12 protein-coding genes are annotated in these 15,765 nt (G+C 29.4%); 11 read left to right on the forward strand and 1 reads right to left on the reverse strand.

Annotated elements, in window-relative coordinates:
- Window positions 1-155 precede the first annotated feature (155 nt).
- Window positions 156-1,175: a rhomboid family intramembrane serine protease gene (locus tag EBB51_RS01690; protein WP_123052853.1), complete on the forward strand. Its 1,020-nt coding sequence runs from the start codon at window positions 156-158 to the stop codon at window positions 1,173-1,175.
- A gap of 56 nt (window positions 1,176-1,231) precedes the next feature.
- On the opposite strand, the gene EBB51_RS01695 is transcribed toward EBB51_RS01690, so the two are convergent.
- Complete coding sequence (locus tag EBB51_RS01695) at window positions 1,232-2,158, reverse strand: DUF1232 domain-containing protein (RefSeq protein WP_123052854.1); 927 nt, start codon at window positions 2,156-2,158, stop codon at window positions 1,232-1,234.
- 247 nt (window positions 2,159-2,405) lie between these two features.
- Between EBB51_RS01695 and EBB51_RS01700 the strand changes: the two genes are divergently transcribed.
- The 10 genes from EBB51_RS01700 (at window position 2,406) to EBB51_RS01745 (ending at window position 15,753) form a co-directional block, all read left to right on the forward strand.
- On the forward strand, window positions 2,406-4,142 hold the full coding sequence (locus EBB51_RS01700) for an FtsH/Yme1/Tma family ATP-dependent metallopeptidase (RefSeq protein ID WP_123052855.1): 1,737 nt from the start codon (window positions 2,406-2,408) through the stop codon (window positions 4,140-4,142).
- 91 nt (window positions 4,143-4,233) lie between these two features.
- A complete protein-coding gene (locus EBB51_RS01705) occupies window positions 4,234-4,413 on the forward strand; it encodes a YtxH domain-containing protein (protein WP_123052856.1) in 180 nt (59 codons plus the stop codon).
- A gap of 238 nt (window positions 4,414-4,651) precedes the next feature.
- Window positions 4,652-5,956 (forward strand): helix-turn-helix transcriptional regulator, encoded by a 1,305-nt coding sequence (locus tag EBB51_RS01710; protein WP_123052857.1) that lies wholly within the window; start codon window positions 4,652-4,654, stop codon window positions 5,954-5,956.
- Window positions 5,957-5,974: 18 nt separating this feature from the next.
- Window positions 5,975-7,228 (forward strand): transcriptional regulator, encoded by a 1,254-nt coding sequence (locus tag EBB51_RS01715; protein WP_123052858.1) that lies wholly within the window; start codon window positions 5,975-5,977, stop codon window positions 7,226-7,228.
- Window positions 7,229-7,360: 132 nt separating this feature from the next.
- Complete coding sequence (gene clpB, locus EBB51_RS01720) at window positions 7,361-9,976, forward strand: ATP-dependent chaperone ClpB (protein WP_123052859.1); 2,616 nt, start codon at window positions 7,361-7,363, stop codon at window positions 9,974-9,976.
- A gap of 320 nt (window positions 9,977-10,296) precedes the next feature.
- Window positions 10,297-10,539 (forward strand): acyl carrier protein, encoded by a 243-nt coding sequence (locus EBB51_RS01725; protein WP_123052860.1) that lies wholly within the window; start codon window positions 10,297-10,299, stop codon window positions 10,537-10,539.
- Window positions 10,536-12,023 (forward strand): AMP-binding protein, encoded by a 1,488-nt coding sequence (locus EBB51_RS01730; protein ID WP_123052861.1) that lies wholly within the window; start codon window positions 10,536-10,538, stop codon window positions 12,021-12,023. The genes EBB51_RS01725 and EBB51_RS01730 overlap by 4 nt, the downstream gene beginning before the upstream one ends.
- 16 nt (window positions 12,024-12,039) lie before the next feature.
- Window positions 12,040-13,152: an acyl-protein synthetase gene (locus EBB51_RS01735; RefSeq protein ID WP_123052862.1), complete on the forward strand. Its 1,113-nt coding sequence runs from the start codon at window positions 12,040-12,042 to the stop codon at window positions 13,150-13,152.
- The gene (locus tag EBB51_RS01740; protein WP_123052863.1) at window positions 13,149-14,441 is read left to right on the forward strand and encodes an acyl-CoA reductase; all 1,293 of its coding nucleotides are present in this window, start codon (window positions 13,149-13,151) and stop codon (window positions 14,439-14,441) included. The genes EBB51_RS01735 and EBB51_RS01740 overlap by 4 nt, the downstream gene beginning before the upstream one ends.
- Window positions 14,442-14,574: 133 nt before the next feature.
- Window positions 14,575-15,753 (forward strand): acetyl-CoA C-acetyltransferase, encoded by a 1,179-nt coding sequence (locus tag EBB51_RS01745; protein ID WP_123052864.1) that lies wholly within the window; start codon window positions 14,575-14,577, stop codon window positions 15,751-15,753.
- The last annotated feature ends 12 nt before the right edge of the window (window positions 15,754-15,765 follow it).

Genomic DNA, 15,765 nt, shown 5'->3' on the forward strand with positions numbered 1-15,765 from the left:
CTTTCATAATATGTATAAAATCTTATTACACAGTATAAAGTAAATCTTGGATTTATTATTGTATACTGTGTATTTTTATTCGATAAAATTATACTGAATTTTTGTTTGAATGCAGCCCATATAGTTAATTATTTTATAATTTTAAGGAGAAGCTTATGGAAAGGTTTGTTAAGAACTTAATAGAAGGTTTGTGCCGTTTATATAATTTTAATATTGTTGAATTCAATAATGCATATGGTTTAATTGGCAATTTTGGTGTAATTAAAAAAGGTAAAAATAACATGGAAGTTATATTTTTTTCAGACTTTAATTATAGAAATCATTTAGATAAAGATGAACTTAAGAGCTTTTTAAAATCTGAATTAAAATGCAATAATTTAAGCTTAGTTGAAGTTTCAATAGGAAGCAGCTTAAATTTAAAACAATATAATAGTCAAATTAATCCACAATGTGGATTAATTTTAATCGACGTTGTGGAAAAGAATATATTGTGTTCTGATTCGACTCTCAAAGAAACTGCAAATAAATTAGCTTATTGTATGAATATAATAACAACTAAACACGATAACGTGAGGAAAAAGACCCCAATGCCAATAATTACATATGTTATAGCAGCTTTAAATATAATTGCTTATATTATTACAGCTTATCTATCCAATAATATTGTAGATAGCAATATAAATGTATTGGTGTTTCTTGGAGCAAAGGTAAATAGTCTCATTTCTCAAGGAGAATATTATAGATTAATTACCTGCATGTTTTTGCACGGCGGTATCATACATATTACCTTAAACATGTATGCACTAGTTGCTTTAGGACCTCTGATTGAAAATATATATGGAAAGTCAAAATATATAATTATATATTTTATATCTGGAATAATGTCATCAATCTTTAGTTTTAAGTTTTCGCCGAGTATTTCAATTGGAGCTTCAGGAGCCATATTTGGACTGCTTGGAGCAGCTTTAATATTTGGAATTAAGATGAAAGGCAGGATAAATAAAGATTATACTTTTAACATTGTATCTGTTATAATCGTAAATTTGATTATAGGATTTTCAATGCCTAATGTTGATAACTTTGGACACTTAGGTGGATTAATTGGCGGTGTTTTAACTTCAAGTCTTTTGTTTCCGCATGTTTCGAAAAATTTAAAAGGGGGAGAAAGTGTTTAAAACAAATTCGTCCCCTCTGAATATTAAGTATAGTTAAATCTTAAATATGTATTTTATTAGCCCCTCTTTTTAAACAAACTTTTTACAGAAGATAGAAGCTTACTTACATTTTGAGTTCCAATTATTTTGGATGCGTTATTTATAAATTGTTTAGTTAAAAGAATTATATTTTCCTTACCTTCCCAATTTTCTAATATGATTTTTTGTGGTATTTCATTTATTATGCAATTTAATATAAAAAATATTATAACTACATCATCAATTTGACCTATAAAAGGTATAAAATCAGGAAATATATCAATTGGACTTGCTAAGTAAGCTACTGCTCCTGCTAACATTATCTTAATCGTACTTTTAACTCTTTTATCCTTAAATAACTTCCACAGTAATATTGTTATATCGGGAATAAACATTGCATATTGTATTATATCTTCATAACTGTTTGGAACCTTATTTAAAATTTGTTCTCTTTTCTCTCTATATTTGTTTTTTAATAAAGATTTATTTGCTTTTTTTTTAAAAGCCTCTGTAGGTTTATTTGGATCATAGACTATATTTTGAGCATCTATTTCCAATTTGTCTTTTACAATTGTTATTTGTCTTAAGTTTAAGTTCAAGTATGGAATCAACTTGTATATTAAATCCAAGTTGACAGTTAAAGTATCTTTTTTTAGTTCTACCCCATAGTCAGCATAATCATTTAACAGCTTTTTCAAAAACATATTTTTAAAACTGCTGAGCATACCTATTTTTGAAACATTTATGCTAAATATTTTTAAATTAATTATATTACCATATATACTGCCTATTCCTATTTTAGCTTGAAATGGAACTATAAGTTTCATATTATAGCTTCCTTTTATAGTTATTATCTCTTGTATTTCTATACTATCTATTTTAAGATCATCTATCTTTACAAAATCGTTTATAATTTCAAGTATATCCTGTCCGGTTAAAATAAATTTAGCAGCCGAAACCTTCATATAAATTCTCCCCTCTTAATATTTATAAATAAAGTATACAATAAATTTGAATCTTCTTCTACTGTGAAAATTATCAAGTTATAAAGACTCTAACTAAAACTAATCTTATGCTGAATTAAAACAATTATTCCATAAACTACTTTAACAAATTTTATGATTTTGATTAGACTAAAAGGTAAAAGTATTATAATATCTTTAAATAGAGAGAAGAACATAGAAATATTATTGATTAGAAAGGTGAAATTTAATGAAAAAGTATAAAAATAAGTTTAGAATAATTCCGATAGTTACAGCTATTTTGTTTGGGATTGCTTTAATATTTGCTAACTTCTCACATAGATCTGTAAATTATAGATCTTATGTTCTATTTCAAAAGGATGTATCAGCTAAAAAAATAACTAATGTTTATGTAACTAATTCTTCTAAGATAATGGTTAAGCTTAAAGATGGAAAAGTTTACGAGACTGATAATCCAAGAACAGATGATTTTAAGGAAGATTTATTAAAACAAGATATATCAGTTTCAGAAAATTTACCACTCGATTTTAAAAGTTTAATACCTACTATAGGATTGATAGCTTCGATAGCTATATTTTTAATAATGACAATGAAATCTTCAACTATAAAATCTAAGAGAATGCTGTCTGTTGATTCTATGGATGCCTCGGAAGCAAAGGATACTAATTATACATTTGAGGATATAGCTGGTAACGAGGAAGCGAAGGAAAGTGTACAGGATATTGTAGATTTTTTGAGGAGTCCTGAAAAGTATTCTTTATATGGAGCTAGAATGCCTAAGGGTATTATACTATATGGAGAACCAGGTACTGGTAAGACGCTTCTTGCAAAAGCAGTTGCAAATGAAGCAAATGTACCATTTTATGCTGTTTCAGGTTCGGATTTTATCCAGGTTTATGTTGGGGTTGGAGCAAGTCGTATAAGACAGTTATTTAAAAAAGCTAGAAGTAGTGCTAATGGAAAAGCTGTTATATTTATAGATGAAATTGATGCTATAGGTAAAAGGAGAGACAGCGGAAAATCAACAGGTGGATCAGATGAAAGAGACCAAACCTTAAATGCACTATTAACTGAGATGTCTGGATTTAATGAAAGCCAGGGTATCGTTGTAATGGCAGCTACAAATAGGCTGGATATGCTGGATCCTGCACTTCTAAGACCGGGAAGATTTGACAGACATATAGAAATAATGCTTCCTGATAGATGTGCAAGAGAAAAAATCATAAAGTTGCATTTATCAAATAAACCTATTGGCAATATAAATATAAGTGAATTAGCACAAAAGACATCGTATTTTTCAGGAGCTAAAATAGAAAATTTAGTAAATGAAGCGGCAATACTAGCATGTAAAGACGGCAGTAAAGTTATAAAAAACATTCATCTTGATAAAGCCTTTTCAATAGTTCTTGCTGGATATGAAAAGAAGAATAGAGGTTATATAAAAGATATTGATAAGAAAATTACAGCTTATCATGAAGCTGGACATGCTATTGTTTCACTAAAGGTTATTCCAAACGAGAAGATATCTAAAATTACAATTATACCAAGTACTAAAGGAGCTGGGGGTTATACATTGAGTATACCAGAAGATAGATTGTATCAAAATAAAAAGTATTTGCAAAATAAAATAATGGTATTACTTGGTGGAAGAGCTGCTGAAGAAATTATATTTGGTAATGATTATATAACTACTGGTGCACATAATGACTTAAAACAAAGTACTAAAATAGCACTTAATATGGTAACTCAATATGGAATGGGAAATACTTTAGGACTTCTTAATATAGATGAAATTTCAAGTTTAAATTTAAATCAAGATGAAGTTGTAAATGAATGTAAGAATTTTATAGATTCAATTTATGAAGAAGTTAAAAAATTACTTATATGTGAAAAAGATAAACTTGAAAAATTGTCAAATATGCTTTTAGAAAGAGAAACTCTCAATTCAGAGGATTTAGTATTATAATTCTATAATTTTCATTGTTTAATAAATAAGAAAGTGCATATTCTATGTATGAAGTCATACGACTCACAAATAAATATTGGGAGGAATTCATATGCATAAAAGATTTGTAACTACTGTGACAGCTGGAGCAATACTAGGTGCAGCAGCAATGGGAATGATGTTTATGCCGGGACTTGATAGGTCAACTAAGAAGAGAGTAAGAAAAACTGCTAGATGTATGAGAAATGCTGCTGGGGATGTGTTTGATGACATGAGAGGTTTTATGAGATAATTTAAAAATTTGATAAATTGTGTGCTTTGATGGTATAAAATATGCTCAAAGCACACAATTTTTTACTTGATTTGATAAAATTAGTTAGTAATGATAAACTTATAAAATTAAAAAACCTATTTTGTTAAAATTTTTTATATTATTGCCATAAATATGTTATAATTAAGTAAGTACTTTACGAAATTTTTAATAGATGAAATTCCATAACAATTATATTGTAGTAAAGGAAGAGGGATTTATGGAAATATTATCTTTGGGAGAAAAGATAAAAAGAAGAAGAAAAGATCTTAATATGACACTTAAAGACCTGGCAGGTGATAGAATAACCCCAGGACAAATAAGTCTTGTGGAATCTGGCAAATCAAATCCAAGCATGGATTTATTAGAGTATCTTGCAAATACTTTGAATACATCAATAGAATATCTTATGGAGTCAGAAGAAACTCAAGCAGAGAAAATATGTACATACTTTGAAAATATAGCTGAATCATATATCATAAATGATGATCTAAATGAAGGAGAACGATATATAGAAAAGGCTTTATATTATGCAGAAAAATATAATTTGGAATATAAAAAAGCAAAAAATTTATATCTTAGGGGTATGATGTACATAAATAAAAAAGAATTTGCTTTAGCACAGCAATTTTTCTTGTCAGCTAATGTGCTCTTTATAAAGCATAATAATTATGAAGAAACAATTGAAACATTTGTAAATTTAGGCAAAATCACAATGCAGCTAAAGGCATATCACTCGTCTTGCAGTTATTTTCAGCAAGCAGAAAGTGTATATAACGACAACGAAATAGGAAATGACTTTTTACTTGGAGAAATTTATTATTATATAGCTTGTGTATACTTTAAACTAGAAAGTTTAGAAAAGTCCATTAATTATTCATATCTTGCAAAAGAAAAATTTAGGCAGCTTGGTAGTAAAGATGAATATGCCAAAACTCTTTTGCTATTAGCGGAGGAATATAGTAAAAATGGTGACGTTGATAATGCAATAAAGTATTCCAAAAAGACATTGAGTATATACAAACAAATGGAAGATGTCAGCTGTGCAGCTAAGATAGAAAATAATTTGGGAAAGTTGTTTTACGAATTTGATAATATTGAAGAATCTTTTTTACATTTAAACAAAGCTAAAGAGTTAGAATTGAGGACAAAAGATAAAAGTATAGTTGATACTTTAGTGAATATATGTGAAAATTACATAAAGCTAAAAGATATTGAAAATGCAAAAATTACCTTAAATGATATAATGGATAACATTGATAATGGAAGCGATAGAGCGTTAGTAAGCTACTACTTATTAAAATATAGAATAGATATAATAGAATCAAATTTAAAAGAGGCAGAAAGTACTTTAATTATGGCATTAAATTTTGTGAAAAATATGGGATATACCAAAGACGCTGCAGAGATATGTATAATGATAGGAAAATTTTATATAGATAATAATAACGATAAGGAAGCTGCCAAGTATTTAAATGAAGGTGTAGAAACTTTTAAAAAAGTTGGCATATTAAAACAGCCTTAGTGCGGATAGGTGAAAAATATGGAGATACTTTCTACAGGTCAAAAAATAAAAAGAGCTAGAATATATAAGGGATATACATTAAAAAGGTTATGTAGTAATAGGATATCTGTATCTAAAATGAGTTGTATTGAAAATGATAAAGTTGTTCCTGAAAAGTGGGTACTAGATTTTATTGCAAAAAGATTAGAAATAGATGGAGATTATTTAAAACAGGATGTTAAATATCAAATAACACAAAACATAAATAATATAAAAAATAGTGGGTATTCCAATCATTATGAAAAAGATTTAAGTTATAATTTGAAGTTCGCAGAAAAGTACCATTACTATGATATATGCCTTAATATAATGCATTTTCTATTCAATTACTATTTAGAAAAAGGTAAAACTGAAAAAATACAGCTAATTATATCAAAATACTATGATTATTGTCACAAGTGTTTTAATAAAGAGAATGAAATTATATATTATATGGATATAGCTAAATTTTTTTATACCACTAAAGAATTTTCTCAAGCTGCAAGTTATTATAACAATGTTAGAATAATATCCAATGATATGAAGAATTACGAACTGTTAAGTAGGGCTACTTATAATGAAGCAGCTTGTTACCTCATGCTTGAAGATTATGAAAAATCATATAGTATAGCTGAAAAGATGATTACTTTAATTGACTATATGGAAGATGACAGCAAGAAAGCAGAAGCCTATCATATGTTAGCCATACTCTCACTTAGGAAAAACTCAGGTAAATTTGAGGAATATGAAAAAAAGTCTTATGAATTATATAAAGATGATTTAGTGCATAAGTCTCAAGCAATGTACAATTATGGTGCTGTTATGTTTGCACTTGGGCTTAAAAAAAGAGCAGTAAAGTATGTGAGCAGTGCTATAGAATCTTATCCTAAAGATGATAAAATGAATCTTGTTAAATTTTTGCTCATGAGTATTAAAAAGTTAATTGAAAATGATGTCTTAGAGATAGCACAGGATACGTGTGATACAGCTTTAAATTATGCTATTGACTTAGATAATGTAGTTTTTATAGAAATGGCTTACCATTACAAGGCATTGATTTTAGAGAAACAAGGAAAGATGGATTTGGCGGAAATGTATATGAATTTATCTTTAGATGCGCTGCTTAAGTTTGCTAATAGCAGTCAAATCTGTAATAGATATATTGAAATGGGAGACATGTATCATAAAATGGGAGATGTTAGAGAATCAATAAAGTATTTTAATCTTGGAATACAAATGGAAAAGAGGATATAATTTAATATAAAAAGGTAAAGTATTGAATTTTATCATAGTAATAATAAATTACTATGATTTTTTGTATATAATTTTTAAAGTTGAAATTAGTTGAATTTTGACTATAATATATTTATTGGAGGTGCTGCTATTATGAATATTGAAAAATTGACTACAAAAGTTCAAGAATCTTTAAATGAAGCTCAACTTATAGCGGTAAGACACAATCATCAACAAATAGATACAATTCATCTTTTTGATGCTTTAATATCACAAAAAGATGGGCTGATTCCAAATATATTTGAAAAGATGGGAGTTAATGTAGCAAATCTCAACAGCGAAACAGAGAAAGTTCTTGAAAAAATGCCAAAGGTATTAGGTGAAGGAGCTCAAAACTCTTCAATATATGCTACAAGGAGATTTGAAGAAGTATTAGTAAAAGCCGAAGAAGCTGCAAAAAAGTTTAAGGATTCATATATTAGTGTAGAGCATGTAATGATTGGAATCATGGATGTTAATTCTGCAGATACAGATGCCCTTTTAAACAAGTTTAATATAAAGAAAAAAGATTTTTTAGTTGCCTTATCTAAAGTAAGGGGTAATCAAAAAGTTGATACTCAAGATCCTGAAGGAACGTATGAAGCTTTAGTCAAGTATGGAAGGAACTTAGTTGAAGAAGCTAAAAAGCATAAACTAGACCCAGTAATAGGAAGAGATGAAGAAATAAGAAGAGTTGTAAGAATACTTTCAAGGAGAACTAAAAATAATCCAGTCCTCATAGGTGAACCTGGTGTTGGTAAGACTGCAATAGTTGAAGGTTTAGCTGAAAGAATTGTAAGAGGAGATATACCAGAGGGACTTAAAAATAAAATTATCTTTTCACTTGATATGGGAGCACTTATTGCAGGTGCAAAATTTAGAGGTGAATTTGAGGAAAGACTAAAAGCTGTACTCAAAGAAGTTGAAAAGAGTGACGGAAAGATAATACTTTTCATAGATGAAATTCATACTATAGTAGGAGCAGGAAAGACAGAAGGATCTATGGATGCAGGTAATTTGATAAAACCAATGCTCGCAAGGGGTGAGCTGCATTGTATTGGAGCTACTACTTTTGATGAATATAGAAAATATATAGAAAAGGATAAAGCTCTTGAAAGAAGATTTCAACCTGTAGTTGTTGACGAACCTACAGTAGAAGATTCTATATCAATTTTAAGAGGTCTTAAGGAAAAGTTTGAGATATATCATGGTATAAGAATACATGATTCGGCTATAGTTGCATCTGCAAAGTTATCAGATAGGTATATAATGGGCAGATTTTTACCAGATAAAGCTATAGATCTCATTGACGAAGCATGTGCAATGATACGAACTGATATAGACAGCATGCCGGCAGAAATGGATACGGTAAAGAGAAAAATATTTCAACTTAAAATTGAGAAAGAAGCATTATCAAATGAGAAAGATATAGCATCTCAAGAAAGATTAAAAACTGTTGAAAAAGAACTTAGTAATTTAAATGAAAAGGATAAGGAACTTACTTCAAAGTATGACAAAGAAAAGTCACAAATTACAGAGGTTAGAAACTTAAAAGAGCGATTAGATAGTGCAAAAGGACAAATTGAAAAGGCAGAAAGGGAATATGATTTAAATAAAGTTGCTGAATTAAAATATGGAGTCATACCTAAAATTGAAAAACAAATTGAAGAAAAAGAAGCAGCATTAAAGCAAAATAATGAAAATGCAATGTTAAAAGAAGAAGTAACCGAAAAGGAAATATCTCAAATAGTCTCAAAATGGACAGGAATACCTGTATCTAAATTAGTAGAAGGTGAAAGACGAAAACTATTGAGGTTAGAAGATGAACTTTCAAAGAGAGTAATAGGTCAAAAAGAAGCTGTAGCTGCAGTTTCGAACGCTGTCATGAGAGCTAGGGCTGGAATGAAGGATCCAAGGAGACCGATAGGTTCATTTGTATTTTTAGGACCTACTGGTGTTGGAAAAACAGAACTTGCAAAAACCTTAGCAAGGAATTTGTTTGATAGTGAAGAAAATATGATTAGGATAGATATGTCTGAGTATATGGAAAAATACTCAGTATCAAGACTTATAGGTGCTCCTCCAGGATATGTTGGATATGATGAAGGCGGTCAGCTTACAGAAGCAGTTAGAAGGAAACCATATAGTGTAATATTATTTGATGAAATAGAAAAAGCTCATGATGATGTTTTTAATATATTTTTGCAAATACTAGATGACGGCAGGCTTACTGATAATCAGGGGAAGACTGTTGACTTTAAAAATTGTATTATAATAATGACATCAAATATAGGAAGTAATTACTTACTTGAAAATAAAGACCAAAATGGTATAGAACAGCATATTAGGGATAGGGTAATGAATGACATGAAAATTAAATTTAAGCCTGAATTTCTAAACAGGATTGATGATATAATACTCTTTAAACCTCTAACTACAGATGAAATAAAAGGTATAATTGATATATTCGTTAAAGATATACAAAATAGATTAAAAGATAAGAATATATCACTTAAAATTACAAACTCTGCTAAACAGTTAATGGCACGTGAAGGCTATGATCCAGTTTATGGTGCAAGACCACTTAAAAGGTATATAGAAAATACACTTGAAACTGAAATTGCAAAGCAGATAATAGCTGGAGAAATATATGATGGATGTACTATAGGTGTTGATAATGCAGAAGATAAAATTAAAATTGAGAGGATAAACTCAGATTTAAGTATATAGGATATAAACGCAGCTGCAGTTTTTAATCTGCAGCTGCGTTTATCTATGTTGCAAAAAAGAAACAAGATGCATAATAGCAACATCATTTTACGTAAAGCAGTGCAATTTATAGCTTAAAGTTGTTGCATTGCTGCACCAGGTGATTTATATTTAGGCTCTGTTTAAGGATAGTGTTGATTTTGAAATACTATCCTCAAACTTCACTGCAGCTTACTTTAATGAATTTGTTAAAAAGTATTAAATCATGGGAAATTAAGGACCCCTGGGGTGGCATGACAATTGCTTTTTAAATATGTAAAAATGCTCAAGGAGGTAAACTTATGAATAATTTGGAAAAGTTCAATAAGATAATTTCAGAAACTTTAAATATAAAGAGTATGGAAAAGTTAAAAGATGATATGGGACCTGATGAAATAGAAAGTTGGGATTCTCTAGCACATGTAGAGCTTATATCAGGATTTGAGGATAACTTTGGAATAAGTATAGATGTAGTTGATGTATCAAGAATGTACACTATCGGTGATATAAAAAGAATATTAAAAAAGTATGGAATTGAAATATGACTTTTACAGATTATGTTTTTGAAAACTCATGCAAGTTAAATAAAACAGCAGTAATAGATAAAATAGAGATAAGTTATGAAGAAATATATCAAGGTATAAAGTATATAACAAATTTACTAAGATGCAAAGATTATGGTAAACATGATAGTGTACTTATAATTTCAGAAAACTCTTTGTTTTTTATAAAAACTTACTTTGGGATTATTAAAAATGGCAGCATTTGTGTTCCAATAAATCCATCTATCTCAACTGAAGATATAAAATATATAATACAGTCCTTAAATATAAAATTAATATTTGCACAAGAAAGATATAAGAAAAAGATAAAGGATATAATTAAAGAAGATGTTGATCTATATACTGAAAAGGATTTAAATGGACTTAAGTATATTAAAAAAATTGAGATAAGAAATGATATTGATTTAAAAGATGATACAGCACTTATAATGTTTACTTCAGGATCAACAGATAAACCTAAAGGTGTAATGCTAACTCATTATAATTTAGTCTGCAATACAGATTCTATAATAAAATATTTAAAATTAACAGAAAAAGATAGGGTAGAAGTAGTACTGCCATTTTACTATTGCTATGGTACTTCTCTTTTAAATACGCATTTTAGATGCGGCGGCAGTATTGTTATAAACAATAGATTTATGTTTCCACAAACTGTTTTAGATCATATAAATAAATATAAGTGTACAGGTTTTGCAGGAGTCCCAAGTACTTATCAAATACTGCTTAGAATGACTAATATGAAAGAACTTAAGTTTCCATCTCTGAGGTATGTAACACAAGCTGGAGGAAGGCTTCCTGAAGTTTTTATATCTGAGTTATCATCTATATTAAATGAAACAGATATTTATATAATGTATGGTCAAACTGAAGCTACAGCAAGGCTGTCATACCTTCCACCATCCAAATTAAAAAGTAAATTAGGATCTATTGGCAAAGGAATTCCAGGTACAAAACTCATGGTGGTAAATAAAGAAGGACTTGAAGTTAAGACAGGAGAAATTGGGGAAATAGTAGCTCAGGGTGGAAACATAATGAAAGGTTACTTTAATGATGAAAGTGAAACAAAAAAAGCTTTAAAAAATGGTGTGCTGCATACAGGAGATATTGGGAAAATAGATGATGATGGATATATATATATAGTATCGAGAGAAAAAAATATAATAAAAAGTGCTGGAAATAGAATAAGTCCTAAAGAAATTGAAAATGTAATAGTTGAGATTAACGAAGTAGTGGAATGTGCTGTTATTGGTGTAGAAGATGATATTTTAGGTGAAGCAATTAAGGCTTTTGTTGTTTTAAAAAGTAATAGTACAAATATAAATTCAAAGTATATAATTGATTATTGCCGTGATAGATTACCTAATTTTAAAGTACCTAAGTATGTTGAATTTTTAATAACATTACCTAAAAACTCATCTGGAAAGGTATTACTCAAATCTTTAAAGAATAGAGAAAAAATGAAATGAAGTAGGTGGCGCATGTATGACAAATCAGGAATTATTGGAGAATATGATATTGAATACTCAATTTATGATACCGCAGAGCGAAAAAGAAAAGATTTTACTTAAGATACTGAAAAGTGAGCTTGAACATAATAAAGTAAATGTCAATATCAAGAGTATGTATGAAAAAAATAATATAGATATCTCTAAAATTTCTAGATTAGATGAAATTCCATTTATACCTGTAAATATGTTTAAGGAATTTGATCTTTCATTATGCGGTGAAAAAGATATTGTAAGAGTATTGAATTCTAGTGCAACTACAACTGGAAAACCAAGTAAAATATATTTAGATAGAAGGACGTCAATTCGTCAATCACAAGCATTAATATCTACACTTAGGAGTTTCCTTGGTGATAAGAGGAGACCTATGCTTGTGATAGATAATGGAGATGTAAATGGAAAAAAAAGTGTTTTAACTGCAAGAGGTGCTGCAATTAGAGGAGTAAGTAGTTTTGCAAATAAAATGACATATGTAATGGATAAGTGCGGTGAAGATCTTAAAATAAATATGGAAAAGCTTAATGTCTTTCAAGATAAATATAGTAATTCGGAAATTTTAGTTTATGGGTTTACTTATATAATATGGTCAAAATTTGTGAAGGTATTAAAAGAAAAAAATATAAGATTGTCTTTCCCAAAAATGAAGTTATTGCACAGTGGCGGATGGAAAAAGTTAAAATCCCAAATGGTATCAAAAGAAGAATTTATTAAGGACACTTCTGAAGTCTTTGGTACTGATCCTAAAAATATAATAGATTTCTATGGTATGGTGGAGCAGGTAGGTGTAGTTTTTTTAGATTGTGAGTACGGATATAAACATGTTCCAGACTTTGCAGATATCATAATAAGAGATTTCAATACTCTAAATGAAGTTAAGTGCGGACAAAGCGGCATGATAGAAGTAATGAGTGCACTTGGTTCTAGTTATCCATCTCAAGCAATTTTGACAGAAGATATTGGGAAATTAGTTGGTATAGACACATGTAAGTGTGGAAGAAAAGGTAAGTATTTTAAATTTAAATCACGTGTTGAAAAAGCTGAGATTAGAGGATGTGGAGATACATTTGCAGAGAGGGTGAATAAAATTTGATAAATTGTTATTCATTAAATGGAAAGTTATATGACACTCCAATAGAGTTTAATGACTTCAATGAAATAAAGTTAAATTTGGAGAAAAATTTGGATGCATTAAATTCATTACCATTTGAAGTTATTGTTTTGATTTTTGATGCTTATAGTAAGAAACTTAGCTCAAATAGGGAACTTTTAAAAATAGAAGGAGCTCCTTTTCTCTCATTTTATTTAAAGAAGGCAAATATAGAAAGTTTGATAGATAATAGTTTGAAAAATAAAAAGTGTTTAGATGAATTTATTGATATAGGAAATGGAAAATTTATAAAAGCACAGGGAAGAGGAATTGTATGTCATTGGATAGCAGGAAATATACCCACACTTGCAATTTACTCTATGCTTCAATCATTAATAGCTAAAAATTTAAATATCATAAGGGTATCAAAAAAGACCATGAATACGGCATTGAAATTATTTGAACTTTTAAATGGAATAAAGGTTGTATATGATGAAAGAGAATATTCCTCAGATATATTATTAAAAAGTATTTCTTTTGTGTACTTTGAAAGCAGTGATAAATTACTTAATAGGAGTATGTCACAAGCTGCAGATGCAAGAGTTGTATGGGGGGGAGAAGATGCTGTAAATTTAATAACAAGCCTCCCTAAGAAAACTACTTGCAAAGACTTAATTTTTGGACCAAAGTATTCTTTTGCAGTTTTCGATAAAAGTGCCATTGAAAGTAACGATTTTGAGAATTATATAACAAAGTTTGTACTTGATATAGTTTTGTTTGGCCAGCAAGCTTGTTCATCTCCACATGTATTATTCGTAGAAAAAAGTAAAATGCCATTAAAAAAGATTGTGCAGGTTTTATCACAAGCTTTTGTGAAAATAAATAACAGATATCCGAATATACTTGATCAAAGTACTGCAGCAAAAATAATAAATGAACGTGGATTGTACGGCTTGAGTCTCAACAAGGATTTGTACTGCCCTAAAGGTCTTGAGTACACTATTTTGATTAATAATGATTTTACTTTAGAAGAGCCAATTGGCGGAAGATGCATATTTGTAAAACAAGTAGATAATATATTTGATATAAAAAAGTTAATTACCCGCAGAGTTCAAACAATAGGTATTGCAAGTAAGGATAGAAGCAGAGTGTTAAAATTTGCAGATGAAGTAACTAGCCTTGGAGTTGATAGAATAGTGAGTGCTGGCATTATGAATATTTATGATTCTCCTTGGGATGGATATTATATGATAAATGAACTCATAAGATGGTGCTTAATAAATTTAGAATAAATTTATGCTGAGTTTGAACCAGTTATTTACATATTTGGTTCAAACTTTGTTATGCTTTTATCAATGATTGTTGTATAATATAAATGACATTGTTAAAAAAATATTTATTTAATATTTGTTAGGAGGATTACTTATGGGAAAGATAGTTATAGCAAGTGCTGTTAGAACAGCAATAGGTAAATTCGGGGGAGCATTAAAAGATGTTTCAGCAGTTGACATGGGAGCTGTAGTCATAAAAGAAGCATTAAAAAGAGCTAATGTAAAACCAGAAGCTGTAGATGAGGTTATAATGGGAAATGTACTTCAAGCAGGACTCGGACAAAATCCAGCAAGGCAATCTCTTATAAAAGCAGGAATTCCACAAGAAGTATCTGGATTTACAATAAATAAGGTTTGTGGATCAGGACTTAGAGCAGTAAGTTTAGCAGCTCAGATAATAAAAACTGGAGATGCAGATATAATAGTTGCAGGTGGAATGGAAAATATGTCAAGAGCCCCATATGTCTTAAATGGAGTAAGATGGGGAGAAAGAATGGGAGAAGGAAAATTAGTTGATGAAATGATAGAAGATGGATTGTGGGATGCATTCAATCAATATCATATGGGAATGACAGCAGAAAACATATCAGAAAAATGGGGAATCACAAGACAGATGCAGGATGAATTCTCAGTATCTTCACAAAATAAAGCAGAAGCAGCAATAAAGAGTGGAAGATTTAAGGACGAAATAGTTCCAATTACAATAAAAACTAGAAAAGGCGAAGTAGTATTTGATACAGATGAGTTCCCAAGGTTTGGAACAACAATGGAAGCATTATCAAAATTGAAACCAGCATTTAAAAAGGGTGGAACAGTTACAGCAGGAAATGCATCAGGTATAAATGATGCAGCATCAGCTTTAGTTGTAATGAGTGAAGAAAAAGCAAAAGAACTTGGAATAAAGCCTATGGCAACTATAGTATCTTATGGAACAAAAGGATTAGATCCAGCAATAATGGGATATGGACCATTTTATGCAACAAAGAATGCTTTAGAAAAGGCTAATTTAACTATAGATGATTTAGATTTAATAGAAGCAAATGAAGCATTTGCAGCTCAAAGTTTAGCAGTAGCTAAAGATTTAAAATTTGATATGAGTAAAGTAAATGTAAATGGAGGAGCAGTAGCACTTGGACACCCTATTGGAGCATCAGGTGCAAGAATATTAACTACATTACTTTATGAAATGAAAAAGAGAAATTCCAAAAAAGGTCTTGCAACACTTTGCATAGGCGGTGGAATGGGAACTGCCATGATAGTTGAAATGGAATAAAGTTTTAAATAA

It is taken from the genome of Clostridium sp. JN-1, from assembly GCF_003718715.1.
Taxonomy (GTDB): Bacteria; Bacillota; Clostridia; order Clostridiales; family Clostridiaceae; genus Clostridium_AV.